20 protein-coding genes and 1 pseudogene are annotated in these 22,010 nt (G+C 55.7%); 12 read left to right on the forward strand and 9 right to left on the reverse strand.

Features of this window, described 5'->3' with window-relative positions; translation table 11 throughout:
• Nucleotides 1–24 precede the first annotated feature (24 nt).
• Entirely contained in the window at nt 25–2,565 is a 2,541-nt protein-coding gene (locus RBB80_RS03925) for a TonB-dependent siderophore receptor (RefSeq protein ID WP_433967003.1), read from the reverse strand.
• Between the two features lie 810 nt (nt 2,566–3,375).
• Here RBB80_RS03925 and RBB80_RS03930 point away from each other — a divergent pair.
• The 3 genes and pseudogenes from RBB80_RS03930 to RBB80_RS03940 all read left to right on the forward strand — a co-directional run bounded on the left by RBB80_RS03930 (nt 3,376) and on the right by RBB80_RS03940 (nt 10,796).
• A complete protein-coding gene (locus tag RBB80_RS03930) occupies nt 3,376–6,891 on the forward strand; it encodes a carboxypeptidase regulatory-like domain-containing protein (RefSeq protein WP_433967004.1) in 3,516 nt (1,171 codons plus the stop codon).
• A 316-nt stretch (nt 6,892–7,207) separates the two neighbouring features.
• Nucleotides 7,208–9,975 (forward strand): annotated as a pseudogene (gene gyrA, locus RBB80_RS03935) (DNA gyrase subunit A).
• A 275-nt stretch (nt 9,976–10,250) separates the two neighbouring features.
• The gene (locus RBB80_RS03940; RefSeq protein ID WP_433967005.1) at nt 10,251–10,796 is read left to right on the forward strand and encodes a hypothetical protein; all 546 of its coding nucleotides are present in this window, start codon (nt 10,251–10,253) and stop codon (nt 10,794–10,796) included.
• A 238-nt stretch (nt 10,797–11,034) separates the two neighbouring features.
• Here the strand turns inward: RBB80_RS03940 and RBB80_RS03945 are convergent, their stop codons facing one another.
• The 5 genes from RBB80_RS03945 to RBB80_RS03965 all read right to left on the reverse strand — a co-directional run bounded on the left by RBB80_RS03945 (nt 11,035) and on the right by RBB80_RS03965 (nt 14,647).
• Nucleotides 11,035–11,382 carry a hypothetical protein gene (locus RBB80_RS03945; protein ID WP_433967006.1) on the reverse strand — a complete coding sequence of 116 codons (348 nt, stop codon included), beginning with the start codon at nt 11,380–11,382 and terminating at the stop codon, nt 11,035–11,037.
• A gap of 355 nt (nt 11,383–11,737) precedes the next feature.
• Nucleotides 11,738–12,127 carry a hypothetical protein gene (locus tag RBB80_RS03950; protein WP_433967007.1) on the reverse strand — a complete coding sequence of 130 codons (390 nt, stop codon included), beginning with the start codon at nt 12,125–12,127 and terminating at the stop codon, nt 11,738–11,740.
• Nucleotides 12,128–12,221: 94 nt separating this feature from the next.
• On the reverse strand, nt 12,222–13,340 hold the full coding sequence (locus RBB80_RS03955; RefSeq protein WP_433967008.1) for a hypothetical protein: 1,119 nt from the start codon (nt 13,338–13,340) through the stop codon (nt 12,222–12,224).
• 109 nt (nt 13,341–13,449) lie between these two features.
• Nucleotides 13,450–14,043, reverse strand: coding sequence for a hypothetical protein (locus tag RBB80_RS03960; protein WP_433967009.1), 594 nt, complete (start codon nt 14,041–14,043; stop codon nt 13,450–13,452).
• Between the two features lie 241 nt (nt 14,044–14,284).
• On the reverse strand, nt 14,285–14,647 hold the full coding sequence (locus tag RBB80_RS03965) for a hypothetical protein (RefSeq protein WP_433967010.1): 363 nt from the start codon (nt 14,645–14,647) through the stop codon (nt 14,285–14,287).
• Between the two features lie 230 nt (nt 14,648–14,877).
• Here RBB80_RS03965 and RBB80_RS03970 point away from each other — a divergent pair, with 230 nt between their 5' ends.
• The 3 genes from RBB80_RS03970 to RBB80_RS03980 all read left to right on the forward strand — a co-directional run bounded on the left by RBB80_RS03970 (nt 14,878) and on the right by RBB80_RS03980 (nt 16,550).
• Nucleotides 14,878–15,135 (forward strand): DUF3606 domain-containing protein, encoded by a 258-nt coding sequence (locus tag RBB80_RS03970; RefSeq protein ID WP_433967011.1) that lies wholly within the window; start codon nt 14,878–14,880, stop codon nt 15,133–15,135.
• A 318-nt stretch (nt 15,136–15,453) separates the two neighbouring features.
• Entirely contained in the window at nt 15,454–16,011 is a 558-nt protein-coding gene (locus RBB80_RS03975; protein ID WP_433967012.1) for a hypothetical protein, read from the forward strand.
• Complete coding sequence (locus tag RBB80_RS03980; protein WP_433967013.1) at nt 16,008–16,550, forward strand: hypothetical protein; 543 nt, start codon at nt 16,008–16,010, stop codon at nt 16,548–16,550. The genes RBB80_RS03975 and RBB80_RS03980 overlap by 4 nt, the downstream gene beginning before the upstream one ends.
• Nucleotides 16,551–16,657: 107 nt before the next feature.
• Here RBB80_RS03980 and RBB80_RS03985 read toward each other — a convergent pair whose 3' ends face one another.
• Both RBB80_RS03985 and RBB80_RS03990 read right to left on the reverse strand, forming a co-directional pair.
• On the reverse strand, nt 16,658–16,987 hold the full coding sequence (locus RBB80_RS03985) for a CsbD family protein (RefSeq protein WP_433967014.1): 330 nt from the start codon (nt 16,985–16,987) through the stop codon (nt 16,658–16,660).
• Between the two features lie 126 nt (nt 16,988–17,113).
• Complete coding sequence (locus RBB80_RS03990) at nt 17,114–17,791, reverse strand: hypothetical protein (RefSeq protein WP_433967015.1); 678 nt, start codon at nt 17,789–17,791, stop codon at nt 17,114–17,116.
• 280 nt (nt 17,792–18,071) lie between these two features.
• On the opposite strand from RBB80_RS03990, the gene RBB80_RS03995 reads away from it, so the two are divergent.
• The 6 genes from RBB80_RS03995 to RBB80_RS04020 all read left to right on the forward strand — a co-directional run bounded on the left by RBB80_RS03995 (nt 18,072) and on the right by RBB80_RS04020 (nt 21,564).
• Complete coding sequence (locus RBB80_RS03995) at nt 18,072–18,434, forward strand: hypothetical protein (protein WP_433967016.1); 363 nt, start codon at nt 18,072–18,074, stop codon at nt 18,432–18,434.
• Nucleotides 18,435–18,469: 35 nt separating this feature from the next.
• Complete coding sequence (locus RBB80_RS04000) at nt 18,470–18,868, forward strand: hypothetical protein (protein WP_433967017.1); 399 nt, start codon at nt 18,470–18,472, stop codon at nt 18,866–18,868.
• Between the two features lie 52 nt (nt 18,869–18,920).
• Nucleotides 18,921–19,379 (forward strand): nuclear transport factor 2 family protein, encoded by a 459-nt coding sequence (locus RBB80_RS04005; RefSeq protein WP_433967018.1) that lies wholly within the window; start codon nt 18,921–18,923, stop codon nt 19,377–19,379.
• Nucleotides 19,380–19,585: 206 nt separating this feature from the next.
• Nucleotides 19,586–20,479 (forward strand): hypothetical protein, encoded by an 894-nt coding sequence (locus RBB80_RS04010; RefSeq protein WP_433967019.1) that lies wholly within the window; start codon nt 19,586–19,588, stop codon nt 20,477–20,479.
• Nucleotides 20,476–20,943, forward strand: a complete 468-nt coding sequence (locus RBB80_RS04015; RefSeq protein WP_433967020.1) for a hypothetical protein — start codon at nt 20,476–20,478, stop codon at nt 20,941–20,943. Before RBB80_RS04010 ends, RBB80_RS04015 begins: the two co-directional genes overlap by 4 nt.
• A 387-nt stretch (nt 20,944–21,330) precedes the next feature.
• On the forward strand, nt 21,331–21,564 hold the full coding sequence (locus tag RBB80_RS04020; protein ID WP_433967021.1) for a hypothetical protein: 234 nt from the start codon (nt 21,331–21,333) through the stop codon (nt 21,562–21,564).
• Nucleotides 21,565–21,584: 20 nt separating this feature from the next.
• On the opposite strand, the gene RBB80_RS04025 is transcribed toward RBB80_RS04020, so the two are convergent.
• On the reverse strand, nt 21,585–22,004 hold the full coding sequence (locus tag RBB80_RS04025) for a c-type cytochrome domain-containing protein (protein WP_433967022.1): 420 nt from the start codon (nt 22,002–22,004) through the stop codon (nt 21,585–21,587).
• Nucleotides 22,005–22,010 lie beyond the last annotated feature (6 nt).

Here is a 22,010-nt window from a genome sequence, read left to right on the forward strand (position 1 = left end):
TGACTCTGATTTGCTTCGCTCAACTTAGAATTTGAAGTTGATTCCGATCTGTGCGTTGGCTCCGGCGCCTGGCACCAGATGGCTCGGATGGGGGAGATCGATGTAGTAGCGATTGAGAAGATTATTGACGTTCGCTTGCAGCTCCAGGCGATCGGTCAAAGGCCGTCGCACCATTGCGTTGAAGATCCAGTAGCCCGGGACCTGCTTCATCTCGGTCGCAAGTACCTGGTAGTGAACGGCCGGTGCGCCGGTTGCGGTGAGATAGCTGATCGGCCGGGAGTAGGCGGTTGGGACATAGGGGACGGTGGAGCTGGCGGTGCGGCTGGCCACATAGTTTCCGCCCAATCCTACGTTGAGCCGCAGCGGCAGGCGATGCGTCACGAAGAGATTGAAGGTCTGCTTTGGCACGTTCGCCAAGGGGTAGCCGACGGAGGTTGGAAAGAACTTCGAGAAGATGACGTCGCTATCGAGATACGCATAGCCGGCGACGATATCGAGTCCCTCCGGCAGCCTTCCAACCAGCGAGAACTGCACGCCCTTCACGAGTTGATTTCCGGCTGCAACAATATTATTCGAGTTCGTCGGGTCGGTCTCGCGTGCGTTGTCCTTCTCGGTTCTGAACCACGAAGCTTCGGCCAGAAGGCGCTCATTGAGGAAGCTCCACTTCGCGCCGACCTCGTAGGTCTGGTTCTCCTCGGGGGCTGCTGAGCTGTTCGCGAGGCCGATGCTCAAGCTCAACGATTCGGCTGCGGGATTGAAGCTTGTTCCGTAGTCGAAGTAGACGCTTCCTCGGCTCGAAGGCTTGAAGACGAACGCCGCACGGTAACTTGGCTGCTCATCGATGCGATGGATTGGAGCCACTGGAGCCGTGACAGTTCCACCTGCGGGTGGAGTGGGTTGATACAAATTGTAACCAGTATCGAACCTATCCCGTCTCACGCCGCCGCTCGCCTCAAACAGCCGCCCAAGCTTGATCGTGTCAACAAAGTAGAGTCCGACGCTCTGCGACTTGGTGTGCACAATCGAGGTGATGTACCCCGTTCCGCCGAATGACTGCTGCGCATTGGGGTCGATCAGGGTCGCCGTCGGCACGGTGTTGATCTTGTTGATGGTGTAGCTTGTCCTGATCGGGTTCGAGATCTCCTGCCCGCCCTCAACTCCAGCCACCAGCGCGTGCTTTATGCCGAAGGCTTTGAAGCGAGCCGTGACTTCGGCCTGGTCCCACAGGTCGCCTTCGACGCTCTTTACCTGGATCTGATTCCGGTTCACGACGATCGTGCTCGGATCGCTCGCAGCGGTGTACGCGCAAGGCAATGCCGTGTTCACGGCAGAGGTGGGCAGCGACGACACGAATCCACCAACCGGCACGCTCGCCGGCGCGTTGGAACAGATCTGCGGCTCCGTGATCTGCGCGTGCCGAGGATAATTTGCAGCACGTGCAATCGTATGCAAATTCAGGTCAGGCGAAAATTCGTGTTCGACCTTCAAGGTTAAAATGTCGTCGTTCGTCTTCAGGTAGTTCTCATCGGGGAAGCCGTAGTAGTCATGCCGAATGGACCCGGGTGCCACCGCGTTATTGAACCATGGCAGCCCATAGTCCGGAGTGTCGCTTTCGGTCATGTGCAGATAGCTCAGCGTCGCGCGTGTCTTCGTGTTTAATCCGACTGAAATTGATGGCGCAATACCGAACCTTCGTATCTCCGCGTAGTCTCGTCCGGCGACCCCGCCCTCCTGTCCCATCAGGTTGACGCGATAGGCTGTACCGCCCAGCACATCCAGTTCCGGTTCGTTTACGTCTGCCGTGATCCTGCGGGTCTTGTCGGTTCCGAACTGCGTCTGGACATTCACGAACTGCTGCACAACCGGAACCTTGCTCTCCTGGTTGATCACGCCTCCAGTCGAACCGCGCCCGAACTGAATTCCGGCCGGACCTTCCAGTGCCTCCACCTGCTCGTAGTTGAACGAGTCGCGGTAGTAGCTTCCGAAGTCGCGGATACCATCGAGAAAGATATCGTTGCGTGCCGTAAAGCCGCGAATCGTCAGATTGTCTCCCTGTGCGCCCGCCTCGCCTGCCGCCAGACTGATGCCCGGCACGTTGCGCAGAGCATCGCGCAGGGTTGAAACGCCTTCATCCTTCAGGACAAACTGCGGTACCACGCTGATGCTCTGTGGAGTATCGATCAGCGGCTCAGTGAACTTCGAGAGCGAAACCGAATTAGTGACCGATTCAGTTACAGAAACAGTGTCCTTCGCCTGCACCCCTACCAGGATCGTCGTGGCATCCTCCACGCGGTAGTTCAGCCCGGTGCCATCCAGCAGCAGACGGAGCGCCTCATCCTCTCGATACAGCCCAACGACACCCTGCGAATTGAACCCTGCCACTGTTCCAGCCGGCAGCACGATCTTCACGGTCAGACCGGTGGCCTTCTCAAAAGCCTTCACCGCCGCGTCCAACGGGCCTGCCGGAATATCAAACTTCTTTAGCGGCATCGTTGCCTCGGCCGCTCCACTCGCCGCCGGATCTGACTTCTCCACCGAGGCTATCGCCGCCTTGGTTCCACCCATCGCCGCATAAGCCGCCAGCGTTCCTGCCGCGATCCAACCGCGACCGCCGCCAATCCGTGCCCGGCTCTCTCTCGCTGGTCGTCTTACGCGTCGTTTGCTTCATTCTTATCCCGGATAGAGTTCCGTGCTCCGTGAGACCGATCGCGTTCTCTTCTTTTCAGAACGGCGTCGATCTTCATGCCCATCTGTGAGATCGAAGGCTGAGGGCAAAAAAGCGGCGCACCTCATCGTCGACCGCTAGTCCTCAAAGTCCCGGCGAGACCTGAATCGCCGGAGAAGTTTTGAGGGGCGTACTGATATGCAATGGAGTTTTGAGCCGAAGGAGAACGATCCGCAGATCGAACCTTATAATGCAGATAATCTGCGGTCACTCGGCTGTAGCTTCCAGGTCCTCGCGGTCTCCGCCAAGAGATATCCCGCGGGGATCTGGTCAAAGACTCCAACTCCCAATCAAGCTCCTGAGTCCAGTGGTGAACTGCGATAAGTTGAATATACGACGGGATCGGTCTGATATCAAGTGAATAGGCGACACATTTAGTCTTAGATCACATTTGATCGGCCTCGGGCCGCCGACTCAAGTATTGGATTTCCAATTTGAAGGCACTGTCGCGTGGAGAGATCGTGACATCCCATAATAATATACGGATTTTCATATAACCAACTCTTCATGTTCCCGACATAAACTATTGATATTCACAAAGATCAATAGGTTTCGCGTTTGGTCACCTATTTGCCTGTTACCAGCTATCCCCGTCTTTTGCATAGCTTTATCGACCCATCCCAAATGAACTATTAAACGGAGCTGTTAACTTGAGAACAAGAGAATTTAGTAAGTCGCACTCGTCTGCGAAGTGGATTGGTATCCTCGCAGTGGCACTTTTCGCTCTATTTTTAGCCGTACCCACAGCCATCGCCCAGTCTTCCGGCGAGGTCTCGGGCACTATTTCGGATTCGACCGGCGCAATCATCGCCGGTGCAACGGTCACGCTCAAGAATCTGGGCACCAATGCTGAGCGCGTGGTTAAGACCGACTCGGCTGGAATTTATGCGTTTACCAATGTTCAGCCTGCCCAGTACACCGTTACTGCGTCCAGCTCTGGTTTTGGGACGACAAAGACCGACATCGTAGTTGCAATCGGCGGCCATGTCTCCGCCGACGAAAAGTTGCAGGTGAGCAATAGCTCCGTCACCGTCGAGGTCTCCGCGTCCCAAGGCGCCCAGGTCAACACCCAAACCCCTGAAGTATCGCAGGTCATAGACCAGCAGCAGATCTCGCAGCTCCCCTCGCTCACCCGCAACCCCTACGACTTCGTCGCTCTGTCGGGGAACATCTCCTCCGGTGACAACACGGCGGCGGGGGGCGTCCAGAATGGCGCAAACCGCGGCGTCAACTACTCCCTTAACGGTCAGCGCAACTCAGGCACCGAGATCCTTCTCGACGGTGTCGAAAACATCACTGTCTTTGGCGATTCTGTCGGCATCATCGTGCCAATCGACTCCGTTCAGGAGTACCGCGTCATCACCAATAACTTTGGCGCGGAATATGGACGCGCCTCTGGCGGTGTCGTTGCTGTGGCGACCAAGAGCGGCACAAACTCTTTTCACGGTTCTGCATGGGAGTTCAACCGTCTGGGCGCAACGACGGCCAACACGGTAGCGAACGCCCAGGCTGGCTTGGCGAAGGGCAACTACACGCGTAACCAATTCGGCGGCGCGGTCGGTGGACCCATCCTCAAGGACAAGCTCTTCTTCTTCGCATCGACCGAGCTTACCCGGGTTCGCAGTTCGGCGAATCAGATTGCGGTTGTTCCGAGCGCGCAGCTTCTCGCTGCTGCCCCAGCGAACGTTCAGAGCTTCTTCTCCACCTACGGCGGCAATCAGAAGTTCAACGTGTTGAGCACCACGACGAACCTTCAGGCCGGCGGGGGTACTACTCCTCTCTATAGCACTCTCGATCCGAGCTTGCCTATCTTCAACAACATTGGATACGCGACACCGAACGATGCTGGCGGTGGAGTTCCTCAGAACACCTACAATGTCACAGGTCGTCTGGACTACAACCTGGGCGAGAAGACACAGGCATTCTTCCGCTACGCCAACTACCACGAAGTGGATGCGCCCGGCTCTGCGGTTGGATCTTCCACTCCTTATGCGGCGTACAACGTAGGTCAGTCGAACATTGGTCAGGCTTACCTGCTCAGCGTTGCGCATGAGTTCAACCCTTCCCTCTCCAGCATTACCAAGGCCAGCTTCGCGCGCCTCAACGTAAGCAATGCCTACGACACATCACTGCAACAGACACCCACCCTGATCGTCGCGCCGAACGCGCAGGATCCGTTCACGGGCAAGCCATTTCAGTTCCCTGGCTTTTACGACACCAACCCCGCTAACGGAGGCTTGCCTTTTGGCGGACCGCAGAACACCGTTCAGATCAATCAGGATATGAACCTAACCAAGGGACGCCACCAGATTCAGGGCGGCGCTCAGATTCTCTACATCCAGGAGAACAGTGCTTACGGCGCCTATGCTCAGGCCAGCGAGCAACTTGGAAAGAACACGACGGTCGGGCTCGCCAACTTTTTGACCGGTGACCTGTTCCAGTTTCAGGCGGCAGTCAACCCTCAGGGAGCCACTCCCTGCGCTCGCAACGCTTACACCGGCCAGCTTTCGCAAAATCCGAGCTGCACCATCAACCTCCCAACCACTCAACCCCAGTTTGCACGCTCTGACCGTTTCCACGACTGGGCAGCCTACGTTCAGGATCAGTGGAAGGTAACTCCCAAGTTCACCTTCAACTACGGTCTGCGGTACGAGTACTACGGGGTTCAGCACAACAACAACAGAAACCTGGACGCGAACTTCTACTACGGCGCCGGCAGCAGCATTCCGGAGCAGGTCCGCAATGGATCCGTTCTCACAACGCCTAACAGCCCCATTGGCGGACTCTGGAATCCACAGTACGGTACTGCATCTCCACGCATCGGCTTCGCCTACGACGTCTTCGGCGACGGCAAGACTTCGGTTCGAGGCGGTTACGGTATCTCTTATGAGCGCAACTTCGGCAACGTCACCTTCAACGTGATTCAGAACCCACCCAACTACGCCGTTGTTGTGATCAAGCAGGGGAACGGGCTGAACCCTGTGGTCACCAACTCCAACGCTGGTCCGCTCGCAGGTTCTGGAGCCTCCGTTCCTCTGCCCCCAACCAGTCTGCGGCATGTGGACCAGAACATCCGCACTGCGCAGACTCAGTTCTACTCGCTCTCGGTCGATCAGCAGGTTGGTCACGGAAGCGTCGTCGAACTGACCTACAACGGTGCTCGTGGACTTCACCTCTACGACATCAAGAACTACAACATTCAGGGCAGTGGAAACTTCTATCTCGGCGATCCTATTGTGGATCCTGTCAGCGGCAACTCCTCGCTCACCTACGCCAATCCGCATTTCACGAACGATAACAACCGCGGATCGAACGGCGACTCCTACTATCAGGCAGTCAACCTTCAATTCTCGACACAGAACATCCATCGCACCGGTTTGTCTCTGATTGCGAATTACACCATCGCACACGCCACGGACGATTTGAGTACAACGTTCTCTGAGACCTCTGCCGGCAACTTCTCGCTGGGGTACACCAACCCTTACAATCCAGCGCTCGATCACGGCAACAGCGACTTCGACATTCGTCATCGCCTTGTGATCGCACCGATCTGGCGCACTCCCTACTTCGCCAAGAAGACCACTCTTCTCGGCGAACTCCTCGGAGGCTACGAGCTGACCGGTATCTATACCGTTCGGACCGGAACCCCGTTTACCCTTTACGACTCCACTAACGACGCCTCGGGCTACAGCATTCCTCGCTACGTCCCGAGCACACCTCTCACCCAACACACCTTCAAGTCGATTCCGAACGGCGTAACCGGCGGTGGAGCAGACAACTATGTGATCGGCGCGCTTCCGACGGCCGTTCCAATCTCTAACGCGGCCCTTACCGGAATCTCGGACTTCGGCCCCTACCCCGCAGAGATGACGGCCCGTAACGCCTTCCGTGGACCCGGCGCCTATAACGTCAACGTTTCGATCTCGAAGCAGTTCCCCATCCGCGAGGGCATCAATTTTGAGCTCAGGGCTGAGGGCTACGACGTGACGAACCACCACAACCTGTACATTCAAGGTGCGACCCTCGACGTGGCCCAGTCAGGCACGGACGGGGACCCATACGCCGCAGGAACGACCTATCCGATCAAAGCGTCCAAGGGCGGTGTGACCGGTGGAGCCAACGACGAGCGTCGCTTCCTGCAGTTTGCCGGCAAGATCAACTTCTAACCAACCTGCAGTACATTTCTTGAGGGACGGGCCGAAAGCCTGTCCCTTTCTTTTTGCGCGACCTGTTCCTCGCTTGATTCCTTGTAAGTGCCGCGTTTTCTGTAAATACTTCTTCCGGTCAGAATTGCCCTTAGTGCGCGCCTTTACCCCGCCAAATCAAGCATTTATCATGGAAGTACACCATGGCTGACGATCTGTTTCCGCAAGACCCGAAGAACCCTAACGCACCCTCCCCGCAGGACGCGAACTCCAACAACCCTCCCCCGCAGGATCTCCTCCAGACGGCTCGACCGTCCAGGGTCGCGGGGCTGCGTTTATGCTCTCCATCAATATTGAGGAGGAGATGCGGAGGTCGTATCTCGACTACTCCATGTCGGTCATCATCGGCCGAGCTCTGCCCGATGTCCGCGACGGCCTCAAGCCTGTTCATCGCCGTATCCTCTACGGCATGCAGGAGATGGGCCTCCAGTTCAACAAGAAGTACACCAAGTCCGCCAAGGTCGTCGGCCACGTCATGGGCAACTACCATCCCCACGGCGACTCGGCCATTTACGACACCATGGTCCGGCTCGCCCAGCCGTTTTCTCTCCGCTATCTATTAGTAGATGGCCAGGGAAACTTCGGCTCCGTCGACGGTGACTCTGCCGCGGCCATGCGGTACACCGAATCCCGCCTCACCCGGCTTGCCGGTGAGATGCTGGCGGACATCGACTACGATACTGTCGACTTTTCGCCTAACTACGACGAGTCCTCGCTCGAGCCTACTGTTCTTCCGGCGCGAATTCCGAACCTTATCGTGAACGGCAGTTCGGGTATCGCCGTCGGGATGGCGACCAACATCCCGCCTCACAATCTGACCGAGATCGTGAACGCGTGCATCTCGCTGCTGCAGAAGTCCCCGCAGGATCATCGACCAGACCTCGACCTCGTTCTCGAGCATGTGCTCGGACCGGACTTCCCGACGGGCGGCTATCTCTTCGGCAAGACGAATATCCCCCAGGCCTATCGCACTGGCCGGGGTCGCTTCATGATGCGCGCCAAGGCATCCATTGAGAATATCTCCGGCGGGCGTCAGGCCATCATCGTCACCGAGATTCCTTACCAAGTCAACAAATCCAAGCTGATTGAGCGTATCGCCGAACTTGTCAATGAGGGCGTCATCACCGACATCGCCCGCGATGAGTTTCGCGACGAGTCCGATCGCGATGGCATGCGCATCGTCATCGGACTGAAGCGCGGCGCCGAGCACCAGATCGTTCTCAACCAACTCCATAAGCACACCCAGATGCAGGAGTCGTTCTCGATGATCTTCCTGGCCGTCCACAATGGTCAGCCGAAGGAGCTTCCGCTCGACCAAGCCATCCGAGCGTTCCTCGATCACCGCACGGAAGTGGTTCGCCGTCGCACCGCCTTCCTCCTCGCGAAGGCTCGCGACCGCGAACACATTCTGCTTGGATACCAGATTGCGCTAGATCATCTGGACAACGTAATCAAGATCATCCGACAGTCGTCCAGCCGCGCCGATGCCCGCGAGAACCTCTTCTCCTACTTCTCAAACAAACGCATCAACCTGCGTGGCACGGAGCTCAGCGGCGTCACGTTGGACCCCGCTAAATATGGCGTCGATATGACGTTCAGCACGACTGGTACGTTGATTCTCTCCTACAAGCAGATCGACGCGATTCTCGAACTGCAGTTATACCGCCTCACGCAGCTTTCTATCGATGAGCTGCTCAAGGAACTGGCTGAGGTTCGCGACAACATCACGGAGTTCGAGTCGATCCTCGCTTCGCCGGCGAAGTTGCGCAAGGTCATCGTCAAGGAGCTTACCGAGATTCGCGACAAGTATGGCGATGCTCGCCGCACGACCATCATTGATGAGACGGCTGAGCTGCAGCTGGAAGATCTGATCACCGATGAGCAGGTGGCGGTCACGGTGTCGAACACTGGTTATCTCAAGCGCACGCCTATCTCGATCTACCGGCAGCAGCGTCGCGGCGGCACTGGGCGGCTCGGCATGAAGACTCGCGAAGAGGACTTTGTCGCGCAGCTCATCATCGACTCGACCCATGCGTATCTTCTCTGCTTCACGAATACGGGCCGCGTCTACTGGCTCAAGGTGTATGAGGTTCCCGATGTCGGCGCGGCTGGGAAAGGCAAGGCGATGGCCTCGCTGGTCGCGCTGCAGCCTGGCGAGAAGGTGGTTACGATTCTCCCGGTTCGCGATCTTGAAGAGGATTCGAAGTACATTCTGTTTGCTACGCGCAATGGAACGGTGAAGAAGACGGCGCTGAAGGACTTCTCGAATGTGATGGCGCGTGGGATTATCGCTATCAATATTGACAAGGATGATGAGCTGATTATTGCGCGGATCACGGATGGGCAGCAGGTGATCTTCCTGGCTACGCATGATGGGATGGCTATCCGCTTCAATGAGCAGGACTTACGCCCGATGGGGCGGCCGGCTACGGGAAATCGCGGCATTACGTTGAAGAAGGGCGACTATGTGATCGGGGCGGCGGTGACGCCTTCCAACGAGGCGCGCAACAAGCAACGGCTGGAACGTGCTGCTCAGAAAGGGCTTACGGATCAGGTGGAAGCGGCGATTGACGAGGCTACCGAGTCGTCTGAGGCGCAGCCGCTGGAACTTGCTGAGCCTGGGGAACTTGCAGCACCGGTGGCTTCGGCGGAGGTTGCGGCGAAGCTTGAAAAGCTTGATAAACAGCTGGGTTTGACGCCTTGCCTGGTGCTTACGGTGAGTGAGAATGGGTTTGGCAAGCGCACGGATGTGGATCAATATCGCCTGCAATCGCGTGGCGGTAAAGGCGTGATCAACATGAAGACTACGCCTAAGATTGGCAAGGTTACGAGCATTCAGTTGGTGGATGACACGACCGAGATGATGGTGATCAGCCAGTTTGGGAAGATCATTCGCATTGATACGAAGAGTGTTAGGTCGGCTGGGCGGAGTACCCAGGGGTGAAGCTGCTGGACCTGGAGGATCAGGACAAGGTAGCCGCGGCCGTCGTCATACCGCCCGATGAGGCCAAGACACAGCCTGAAGAAGGAACTTTGTTGCAGTAATTTTTTCGGACGTGGTGACGCCCGTTTTTGCTGGGGTTTTGGCAAAAACGGGCGTTTTCGCGTGGTGAATTGGTGGTGGGAACGTGGTGGGATGCGTGGTAGACGTGGTGTTTTAGCAGCGTGTTTTTTGGGCTTGGAAGATGCGCCACGTTTTTGGGGTTTATTTTTGAGGTTTCCCGTTTTGGGAATGCGGGTGGGTTGGAGGCTGCTATTCTTTTCTGGCTTCCCTGTCAGCGACCTGGAGTGATCGGGCTGGCTGCGTAGGAGAACCGACCATGAGCAGCAATGAGAAGAAGCAGGGCAGCTTCGCGCAGAAGGTCAAGCACGAGCTTATTGAGTTCTGGATCATCGCCTTTTACCTGATGTTCTTCTTCTGTGCGCTGGTGGCGTATACGACGCTGTTGCTGAAGAAGTATGACGTCAACGACGACGCGCTGAACTACGGCTTTGCGGTGGTGAATGCGCTGGTGATCGGCAAGGTGATTCTGATAGGGGAGATGATGCGCGTGGGCAGAGGCTACGAGAAGAGGCCGCTGTACCAGTCTGTCCTGTTGAAGTCGATTGTCTTCGCGGTGCTTGTTCTGGTGTTCCATATCCTCGAAGAGACCGTGAAGCGGGTGATTGCGGGGAAGCCGTTTGGGACGGTCTGGCACAATCTGCATGTGGAGGATCTGGTGGGGCGGGCGCTCGTCATCTTCTGCGCGTTTATTCCGCTGTTTGCGTTCAGGGAACTTCGCCGGGTGCTGGGCCAGGAGAAGCTCTACGCCCTGTTGCGCGGGCGAGGGGTCGCCGACGCTCCGGAGTCTCCTGTCGGCCGCTAGCTGTTGCTGAGCGCAGAATGGCGTAGGCGATCTAACGTGGTGAAGCCCATTTTTGCTGGGATTTTTGGGCAAAAAACGGGCGTTTCTACCTGATGTTTTGGTGGTGTAGGTGTGGTGGGACGCGTGGCAAACGTTGGTTTCTGGACAGTCAGTTTGTGGGACTCGAAAAATGCGCCACAAATCCGGATTTATTTTTTTGCTGATTCCCATTTTGGGATACTAAGTGAGCCAACCCATTTCAAAGGGAAACGGTCGGCGATTGATAACAAATAGCGAGTTCACAAACGGTAACAAATAGCGCCTGAGATACTTCATCAAGCTCGGCGGCTAATTTTTGGGTGTCTCCAAACCGATGAAAAAGAATATTTCTCACTCCATAGAGCGCTTCGTCTACTGCAACCTCTTTTTTTGCGCCCGTTTTGGTAAGTAGACCATTGCAAGCAATCATCAGTTGCTTGCAATCGTCTTTGATACCCAGATTTGCATTGATGATTTCCTTAAGCCTATGTTTTTCTCTGAGGGACGACTCGAACTTACTGACGAGATTTTTCAGATCATTCGAATTCTTACCTTGCGCTTGTTCCACAAACACCTTGAGGATCTCGGCATATAAATCTTGGATAAGCGATTCAAAAACCTGATAAGCAAGAAAAAACGAAACCCAGCGTTTCGCTCATGGGGAGCTGTCGTGAGGAAGATCGAAATGAGAAAATCTCTCGAACTGCGTGGGAGCGACGAGCTAAAGCGACGCAGTTCTAGGTTACTTCTGTCGCTTGCCAATGCGATTCCAATAGCTTTAAAGTCATGTAGTCTTCCGTTTACAGAACCTGACCCGAGCAAGTAGAGCCCATGTTTCGCGAACGTCGCCAGCCTATCTTCTACGAAATCGGAGTTCACTGTCCAACCCGTCGCATCATAGAAAATCTTCTCGTTGAACACAGCTACGACCGTATCTGGCGGAAAAAGCTCTGTGATTCTGACTGTAATCCCTTGTTCAATTTCGGCTGATCGTACTCCAGTGATTTGTTGTCCCAGACAAAGCTTTTGTAATGCGATAAAGCCAAACGCGTTGTGTTGTTTTTTCTCTTTAAGATGGACTCTTCAGATGCAAGTGCTTCCAGCGAAAATAAAAATCCGATTCTAGTGTCATTCTCCCTTAACACCAACGTCTGAGATTCGGGCCAAGACGAGTGGATGAACAATGCCACCTTGTAATTTGCGATTTCCCAGTCGTCACTAGGAATGTCGAGATAGTTAACGACCTTCGCTAACTCGATGAAATTCGAATCATCCCGTGAAAAAAGGGCGAAGGCTGTGGCGTCGTCATCCAACCTAATCCCATCTACATGTCTAATCTCGTCGTTGATCAACAAGTCCATTAGATTTGTGTCTTTACCTTATGGAGGGCGGTGACTGCACTCGCATTCAAATCCAGATATGAATCGGTCTGTGAATTGAGAAGTTCCCTAAAGAAATAAAGAAAAATGCCCGCTGCGCGCTTCCGATTTTCTTTGTGTTGAGCTTTATCCACGCCAGAGACTTATTGATCGAGAGTAAAAAATCATTCGCATCCCCCGACCCGAGCCTAATTTTTTTAGCTAGACCTTCGACGTCACTAAGCTCTAGCACGAGGCCAAAATCCTTGAGCTTACCTAGCGCTGCACCAAACCCCGTCATAGCCTGACTTTTCTTAAAAACTTGTGACGCCGTTCGTCCCCAAACAGATTCGTTCTCAGGGTAGTCTTCCTGACTGACCTGCGATTCCCCACACAATCCAGTTACGCAAGTAAGAAATGCTACCCACGCGAGGACGTATTCTTTGAAAAGATCGCGAGAAGAGTTCTCATGCGAAAGATTTTGCAAACTCTTAATATTCTCAAGAAGATCTCCCCTTTCAAGGGGAGCTTCATCACGGTCGATGTACGAATTGAAGCCTTCTATTGTGTCCTTGAAATTTAGCTCTAATTTATCAGTGGCTCGTTCCTGGCTTACTTCCCTTACGAAACGTACGCCGGGCAAACCGTCATCAAGATAATCCAAGTAGAGCATTTCAATCTGTTGCCGAAGCGACATGGGAGTCTGACCTGTGTTGAGGGTCAGCATGCGATAAAGGATACCGAGGCGATCAATGCCGATGTAGACCTCGACTCGCAATTGCTTGTCTCTTAGTTTTTGGTGCTCGAAACGATCGGCCTCTCCCTCAAGATCAAGGAGTGTATACGTCCTCTGTAAGCCATCCAGGATGAGAAGGCGAGACGAATTATTTTTGATCAGATCGAGGATTTGATCATGATGATTTTCGAAAAGCTCGTCCTTGACATCGATACTTCCAAGTGCCAGCACTATAGGTGGAATGACGCAGCCCCGCAAAATATCTTGACGCAAAAGCGAATAGATGGTCTTTGATGAAGACACTCTCTTACGTTGATATTGATTTCTATCTATAACATCTCGAACAGAATCGAGATATTCACCGACTGTAAAGTCCAAAAGAACGTTATGTGCCTTTATACGACCGTCATACAAAACGGAAGAAACTTTCACTTTTGCTCCAGTACCCCATCAATTTCCTTGGTAAAGTCTAACTCACCTATTTGGCAAGGAGAACAGTCAAGGGCACGGTGACGTTCTTCACCTAATCAATAGGTTAAGGCTAAGTCGCAGGCACTAGCGCGATATCGTCGCCGACGAAGGCGTGGAGGGATTGGCCTTGTTTGATCTCTACGTTTTTGCCGTGTTTGATCAGGCCGATGGGTCCGAACAGCACTGTCAGGACTACGGCGCCGGTGGTTCCGCTTTCGCCCTCTTTGCCTTTTGTGCCGCGTAGCTTGATCTTGGTGTCGCCTGCCTTGAGGTAGTTGAGGCGGATGTTCAGCTCGCCAGCTTTGCCCATCATTCCTGACTTCTCGGCCTTGGTGACCTCGCCGATTGCCTTGTCTCCTGCTTTCGCGACTACGATGTTTCCGACCTTCAGGTCATCGACCAGCGTCAACGTTACTGGATCGCCTTCGGATGCGGTCTTTGAGCTGAGATCCTGCGCGAACTGGAGATTTACGTCCGTGCCGTCACGCAGCATGTACCTGCCTGAGGCGTCGGGAGCATCGGGGTTGGTAGGAGCTGTGGGGGCGGTTGCGGCAGCAAGTGGGGATGATGCAGGAGCGGGTGTACTGGTCAGAGCTTGTTGCGCTTGGGCGAGATTGCCGAATCCAGAGAGAACCAAGAAAAGTGAAGCAAGAGGGTAACGCATGTTTTTTCGTACGACCTGATCTCAACAAGTTTTGAAGTCAAGACGAAAGGTATCTTGTCTTTATCCATTAGACAAGTCACATTCGTAACTTTGCTACGAAAGTGGCAGACGATTCCCGTGGGTGTGGACGTGAGTCATCACAAATAGTAGCTAGTAGAGAGAAGCCCGCTTTCGTGACTGCTGCGAGTCACGAGAAGCGGGCATTGTTTTGTTTCTCTGAGTTGTCGTTGTTTCGCGATTGCTACTGGCCCTTGTATGCGTTTGTGTAGCCCTTTACGAATGACTCACGAAACTCGGTCTTGAACGTGTCTTTGTCCATTCCCTTGGGGATCTTCGCGTGAGCGTAGGCCTTGTTCTCGGTAGGTTTGAACGCCTGACCACGCGCCAGGTCGGCCTGGCCCTGGTTGTAGCCTGCAGCATAGCCTTGACGAGCTACCATGTTGGGAGTGCCGTTCTCGGGATAAGCCATATCGTAGCCGCGGGGCGCAGACCAGCTAGCAGCATCGTTGTCTTGCGGCGCTTGTGCCAGGCCAGCCGGTACAACGCTGAAAGAGAGCGCACACGCAAGCGCTACGCAGGCCCAAGTGTCTTTGCGAAAAATCATAGGAACCCTCCAGACGGGCAGCATTAGAGCACTACTCACCTGAAAAGTACGACTCTGTCTGTACCGGCGGGGTTGCCCTGTCTGCTGATGCAAAGGAACTCGTTTATGAGACTGGGGCACGGCGGGGATTCCGAGTTTGCGCCGTGTCTACGATTACGCAGCGATTACGCAGCGGGCGGATGGCTGGGATTTGCATCTAACTGGGTGAAGGCGAAAAGAGGAATGAATCGATGTCTCATCCAGATCCGGCAAGGCCGCACGAACACGAAGAAGTTGAGAAGTCCAAAGCTCGTACGCCTCATGCGGAGCATGTTGAGCCAGAGAAAGGCCCGCATGACCCGAAAGAGATTAATCCGAAGATGTCGTCCGATATTCACTACTGGGCGAAGGAGTTTGGGGTGACCGGCGACGCGCTGCATGAGGCGATTCGCGTGCATGGGACGCATGTCGATAAGGTTCGCGCTGTGTTGAATCATCACAAAGGCTAGGCAGGCGGTGTTTGCACAGGCGTTCGCGGGGGAAGACTTTCGCGCGGATAGAGACTTCGCACGATGGACACGTTTCGGCGGAGAGAGACGTTTGGGCAGATAGAGATGTTGGCACGGGAAGACGAGCGACTTTGCGGCTGGGCCGTGGGTCGCTCGTCTTGCGTTATGCGGCGTGCTTATGCGACGTGTGTTATCAACGGTGTTTGCGTGGCAGTGGGGATCGCTTTCGCGGGATTGAAATCGTTGTGGCTGCTCTCTCTGCTTTTTGCACAACGCGGCGGCTTGTGGGCGGCATCAAGGGATGCAAGGGGGTAGGCTATGGACCCAAAGATCGTAACCGCTATTGTGATTGCAGCTGCTGTGCTGATTATTGTCGGGGTGATTTTATATACCAGAGGCAACCGATCGGCGCAGCTGAAACAGAAGTTCGGCCCGGAGTATGACCGGGTTGTGAGTCAACACGGAGATCCGAAGCTCGCCGAAAACGTTCTGGCTGAAAGGGAACGGCGCGTCTCCAACCTGAAGCTGCGCACGCTGCCTGCGCCGGAGCGTGATCGTTATATGCATCAGTGGACCTTCGTCCAGAAGCAGTTTGTGGACGATCCTCGGGGTGCCGTGAATGAAGCGGACCGGCTGGTGACCGATGTGATGAACTCGCGCGGCTATCCGATGAGTGAGTTTGCCCAGCGGGCCGATGACATCTCGGTTCACTATCCCGAGACGGTGGGCAACTACAGGGCGGCGCACGATATTGTTCTGCGCCATGCCAAGGGACAGTCCACGACGGAAGAACTTCGCAAAGCGATGGTGCACTTCCGTTCCCTGTTTGACGAATTGCTTGGTGTGACAGCCACGACCCACAAGGAGGTAGCATGATAGGCGAAGTTCGCGATGACGCACGACTGACTGCAGACTCGATCGCAAATCGAGTACCGGGATCTCAGTATGAACGTACGAACTATCCAACAAGCACGGAGATGATCGATGATCCGCGGAACGGCTCGCGCGATGTTGTGCGGGATGTGGATGTCGATCGCGAGAGTTCGGCGCAGAGGGCGGTGGAGCAGAGAGCAGGGGATGAGCGAAGAGTAGACGGCAGGGCGGTTGCGGATCAGAGAGTGGATCCATCGCCTGGATCCGATCAACCTGGACAACTGTTTCCGAGCAACGAGTTGAACGATCTTCGCGCGCGCTGGGACAAGGCTCAGATCGGGTTTGTGGATGAGCCGAGGACCGCTGTGAAACAGGCCGACGAGCTGGTTGCGACCGTGGTGAAGCGGATCTCGGAGCAGTTCGCGGCGGAGCGGTCGGAGATGGAACATCAGTGGGATCGCGGGGATAACGTGTCGACCGAAGACCTGCGACAGGCTCTGCGGCGGTATCGTTCGTTCTTTGATCGGCTGCTGGCGTTCTGATGGCGCATAGAAAACTGCCCATCTTCGCAGGTTGAAACTTTGCGAAGATGGGCAGCTTTTTGTTGCATGAGAACCAAACGGGCCCTGCTAATACATCAGGTTTGTTTCTATTTGTTCAAATCGTGAATGGTCTGCCCCACGGCCTGTCCTACGCGCCCTGCGGCATCCTTCACATCTCCAACGACGCGATCCGCGGTGCCCTCATCGGCCAGGTTTTGGTTGCCGGTGAGATTGCCTACGCCTTCTTTGATGGCGCCGGCGACTGAACCCAGCTTTCCCTCGGCCTGTTTCTTGCTGCCCCAGGCGAAGGTTCTCCGGGCTGCATCTGTGAATCCGTCGTGACTGGTGTCGTAGGCCGGCTCTAATTCGTTGACGAAAAGCAGGTACGTTACTGCGACGCCGACTCCGATACCGGCAAGGATCCAGGGAACCCTCATAGCAAAACCTCCACTGTGTAGGATGCAGTTTTGGCGTTTCGGGGAATCGTCGGGAAGACGAAACTTCTCTGGCGCGCACCTTGCCGTCGCGGGCAAATGTGTGGGGCAACGCGGCGTCTATGGGGCTTAGCGTGTTGATGCGGCGCTACGGAGCGGCTGCAGATCCTGATCTAGCATTCCGGCTAGATCCATCGCCAGGCCGGAACCCTTCGCGTCGGTGTAGGTGCCTAGTGTGCCCTTCAACTCCACGTCCGTCATCTTGCCGGCAACGTCTTCGGTGCAGGGAGTTCCGGTGAGGTAGGAGGCGGTGAAGCCGATGGTGCGCTTGGCCGTTGTCTGCTCCTGGATGACGACGTGGAGCGTGCGGTCTGCGTTGGCGGCGCTGTCGACTACTGTGACGCCGGTGAGCGAACTGACGGCCTGGTGAATCTGGCCCGCGATTGCGCCTGTGGAATCATCGCCCGCCACGGTGAGGAGGACGTGAATCTGCCCGGAAGGTGCGGTTCCGCTCGCGGGACATACGAGCCAGTGCTTCTTCGGATCGGGCTTGGCCGAACTCATCAGGCTGGCCAGCTGGGCCTGCGTCAACTTGTTGAGCCCGTCAGCCTTGAAGTCGTCTGAAGAGATGCCGAGTGTCTTCTGCACGTCCGGCGACCAGACTGCCATGGCTGCCTTGGCCGAAGTCCTGGGCTTGTGGGGAGCAGGCGATGGAGCCGTTTGCGCCATCGCGATGGAACCGGCAATCGCCAGCCCCATGAGCCCCACGACCAGCCCACCAGAGATGCCATAAATCAGATCCTTCACAGACCCTCCAATCCCCTTCTTTGAAAGCTACTGCAAGAAGAGACGATACTGCACGCCAAATAGACGAAATCGGCCTGTTTATCGTCTACGCGACCGGGGCCGTACTTCTGAATAGATGGACGAATTCCCGCCAGGGCCGCACGGATGATGACGATTTTTGGCTGCCATCAGTTGCATAACCCCTTTCGAAAGAGGCCGTTCGGTACCTTAGATTATGTTGGAGCTAAGACCACACTCGATTTGACTCCGCGCCGGACGGAAATCCCGCATCTAACCGGGAATGACCAAGCTACGAAACGCGGTCCTTCTTACTCCTCTCCTCATCGCGACCGGACTAACTCCGGCGTTCGCGCAACGTCACGATAACGACAGTGCCTATTACAGTGGCATGCGTAGCGGCGGACGTGGCGGCGACTACTATAACGATCGCGATCGGCGCTACCACGACGATCATCGCCGGGACCAGGGCGGCATCGGACCCGGCAAGGGCGCGCTGATCGGTGCAGGCGGCGGGGCGGTCCTCGGAGCAGTCTTCGGTGGCGGCCTCAAGGGTACCCTTATTGGCGGAGCAGCCGGCGCGGGGATCGGAGCCGTAGTAGGCCAGGCCGCCCAGAACAAACGCGACGATCGCCGCTACTACTAGCGCTTTCTAACCAACGAACGTAAAGGAACGATCCCATGCGCCCCATCCATCGCCTCGCACTCTGCTTCGCTCTCGCCACCGTAGCCCTCAGTGCTTCGGCTCAGCAACCCTCAGCCGTTACCATCACACCTTCGGCGGACTCCACCGCTGCCCACAACTGGACGACCGAGCAGATCCTGACCTGCCCCGTGTCCGATTGCTGGCAGCTCGCAGGCAAGAACGAAGCCACATTCTTCGACATCATCCAGCAGCTTGCCGCGATCTCCGCGCAGGCTCGGGGCCTGACCCTTCCAGATAACGCCGAGGCTGGCAGGCGCGCCGGCGAGTATATCAAGGCAAAGGCTAAGTCCGATCATCGGCAGCTCCTCTATGCCATCGTCGACGCCTCCGTTCGACGGGTAGGCACCAGGCCTTCAACCCCTCCGGCGAACTAACTTCGGCTTTGACCTCAGCTTCAACAAGGGGAGGCGGACGCTAAGATGATTCATGCGTCTTCTCCTGCTGGTTACCGCTTCGCTCCTTGCGTCCAGAGCACTTGCTCAGACACCTTCAGCTCCGTCGCCGCTTCCTGCTCCTGTCGATATCGTCAAGCTGGAACAGAATCTCTGGACCACCATGGCTGAAGGCGACTTCGCGTCCGTCCACAGCCTTTTTACGCCGGACTTCATCCAGGTCGACGAACATATTCAGGCTCTGGACACACTTCTGATCACCCTGAAGCACTGCAAACTGGAGTTCTACGAACTACGCGATCTCCAGGTTCGCATTCTGAGCCCCGACTCTGCGCTCACCGCTTATCACGTGGTAAATGCGTTCAACTGTGGCACCGCAGACAAACCCTCTCTGATGAACAATGACAATAACTCCGTCACCGTCTGGGTTCGACAGCCTAAGAACGGGAGATGGCTTGCCCAGGTCCACACGGAGACACCTGCGAAACCCTAACTGTGAGCGGGATAAGCACGGGTGTGTCCTGCCGGACGGGCTCCCTGCGCGGGATGCGGTCACTTCGTGACTTGTGTACCGGTCTTGATTGGGTAAGGACCAGGGTCCTCCCGTTGGTCGGTCGCGGCAGCGTCTGGTCTGATGAACCGGGATGCAAAAACTGGAGACTTGGCATACATTCGATCTGCCTGAGAAAAGAGGTGTTCGTGCCCGTATTCAGGAGTAGTCGCAATTTCTGCTTTCAGATGTTCGCCGTTGCAGTGTTGTGCGCGTCGTTGAATGGGTGCGTCAACCTTGATGACGCAGCGGGTCTTTCAAAACTCTCCGACGAAGCACGAGTCGCTCTCCCTAAGGTCTCTAACGATGTCGCGGCAACCTGTGCACGGCAGAACACACTCTTTGAGAACACTCCGGCCGCAGAGCGCCCTAAGGAGGGACAGGCGCAGGACTGCAAGCCGTATCAGGAGCTGGCCGATCATCTGGCGAAGGATCAGAACGTCCTGATCGCCTACTTTGACGCGCTCGGCAAGCTCTCCTCGAACAAGCCAATGGGGTACGATGCGGACATTGATCAGAATGTAACCATCTCCGGCACAAACACAGCCTTCTCTGCCAGCGCGATAACCGCAGGCAACGACGCACAAAACATTTTGAAGTCTTTGGCGGACGCAGCCACCAGCGGCTATCGCGAAAAGCAGCTTGGACAACTTATCAGCGCCAACGATGCGGCTGTTCAATCTCTCACACAGTCGCTCAAGAAAGTCATCACCGCCGATTATGCTGTGCTTCTGGCCAACGAAGAGCTCAGCCTCGACACCTTTTACCAGGGTCCGATGGCCAGCGCTCGGCCGAATGAGCGACTTGCTCTCATCCTTGTGCAGAGGCAGTATGCCCACGATAAGACTGCACTGCAATCTCGCAAGGCCGGCATTGTCAGCTACGGCAAAGTAATGGACGACTTAGCCGCCTTGCACACAAAGCTGAAGCAGGAGGCGGGCAAGAGGGCAAACATGGTGGAGGTTTCGAAACAAGTCGCGCCTGTCGTCGAATCGCTCAAGACAGCACTCTCAGATATCCAGTCGAGGTCGAATCAGCCATGAAGAAATCTGCTAAAGCAGCGGCAAACATCACCCCAAAGGCGGTCCCTGCGGCGTCCGCTACAACCTTGAGTGACGATCAGATGCAGGCGCTTGCCCAGTCTTTTCACGACATCGCCATGGAGATAGGACAGGTTCGCCTGAACGCGATCAGCGCAGGCAGCAAGCTTACCGATGCCGCGATCGTTCAAATGCAAGGCAACGTTTATACCCTGATGATGACCGCCGGGAACTTCGCTCTTCAGGCCGCTAACCTGACTCTCGCGAACGCCGATCAGGCAGTCAGCGAGATCTCCCTGGCCACGCAAGCGGCGGACAAAGCGCTCGATAAGCTTCAGGATATCGACAAAGCAGTCAAGATAGCCTCTTCTGTGATCGTTCTGGCGATGGCCATCTCCACGAAGGACATGGGCCAGATTGCAGCGGCGGCCAAGTCCGTGGTCACTGCGGCCGGCGTGTCGGTGTAGCGTCGCAACAAAGACCGAATAGCGGTTTCGCCTCCTGGGATAGTCCGGACAACGAAGGCGCATGTTGGATTGCGGTGCGAGTTTCTCCTCGCGAGGCAAACTGCCTTTCTTCGTCGTGCTTATCAGTCCCGTCGGAACAGACTGCGGATATCCCGATATGGTACGAGCCCGGATTTATCGACGGCTTTATTTGGTAAAAAACAGCTCGTAGTCAAGACCGCGAACTAGAATTCTGTATAGAGCTTCAGGATGAAACGCAAGGCAAAAGAAGCTCTAATCTTCAAGAAGCGAAAGTATTCATCGCATCGAAACTTTTGTTTGCGTTTTGCGTCTTCACTACAAGTGAGATTGCGCCCCTCGAGGCACACTTCCACAGAGGAAACAAGAATGACTCACGGTTTTAAGCGGTTTGCGATTACGCTGATGCTTCTTATAGCGCTCAGCTTTACCTTCGAGCGCCAGGCACATGCCTACGTCGATCCCGGATCAGGCCTGCTTCTTTTTCAAGGCATCAGCGCGGCGATCTCAGGAGCTCTCTTCTACTTTCGCCGCCGCCTCAAGAACCTCTTCGTGAAAGCGCACCCAAAGTCGGAGCCCGGAACAACACCGTTCACCTCGTAGTGGAATAGTCCGACGAAGACTTATTGCTGCGGATCTTCCGACATAATCGCCCCTGCCTTCACCCATCGCTCCACGGTCGCGATATCCGCATCGGAGAGCTTTGGCTGCTTCGGCGGCATCGGCATCGGATCCTTCGCTGGGCCCTCATGACGGATCAGCCGCACAAGCAAACTGTTTGCCGGATCTCCCGGAATCAGCACCGGCCCTTCATGTCCACCCTTCAACATCCCCGCCCGCGTCTGAAGACTCAACCCGCCGCGATGGTTCATTCCGCCATGACACCGGTAGCAGTTTGCCTGAAGGATCGGGTGGACCTTCGTGGTGTAGAACTCGGGCTTTGCTGCCTCATCGGGCCCCGCAGCCTGTACCGCGCCGACTCGTGCCCCCCACCCCAGCAACCCGATAGCGACCAGCCCCAAGCCCGCCGACCTTCTCTTCATCCATTC

Origin of the sequence: Tunturiibacter gelidiferens (genome assembly GCF_051013345.1) — a bacterium.
GTDB classification, from domain to species: domain Bacteria; phylum Acidobacteriota; class Terriglobia; order Terriglobales; family Acidobacteriaceae; genus Edaphobacter; species Edaphobacter gelidiferens_A.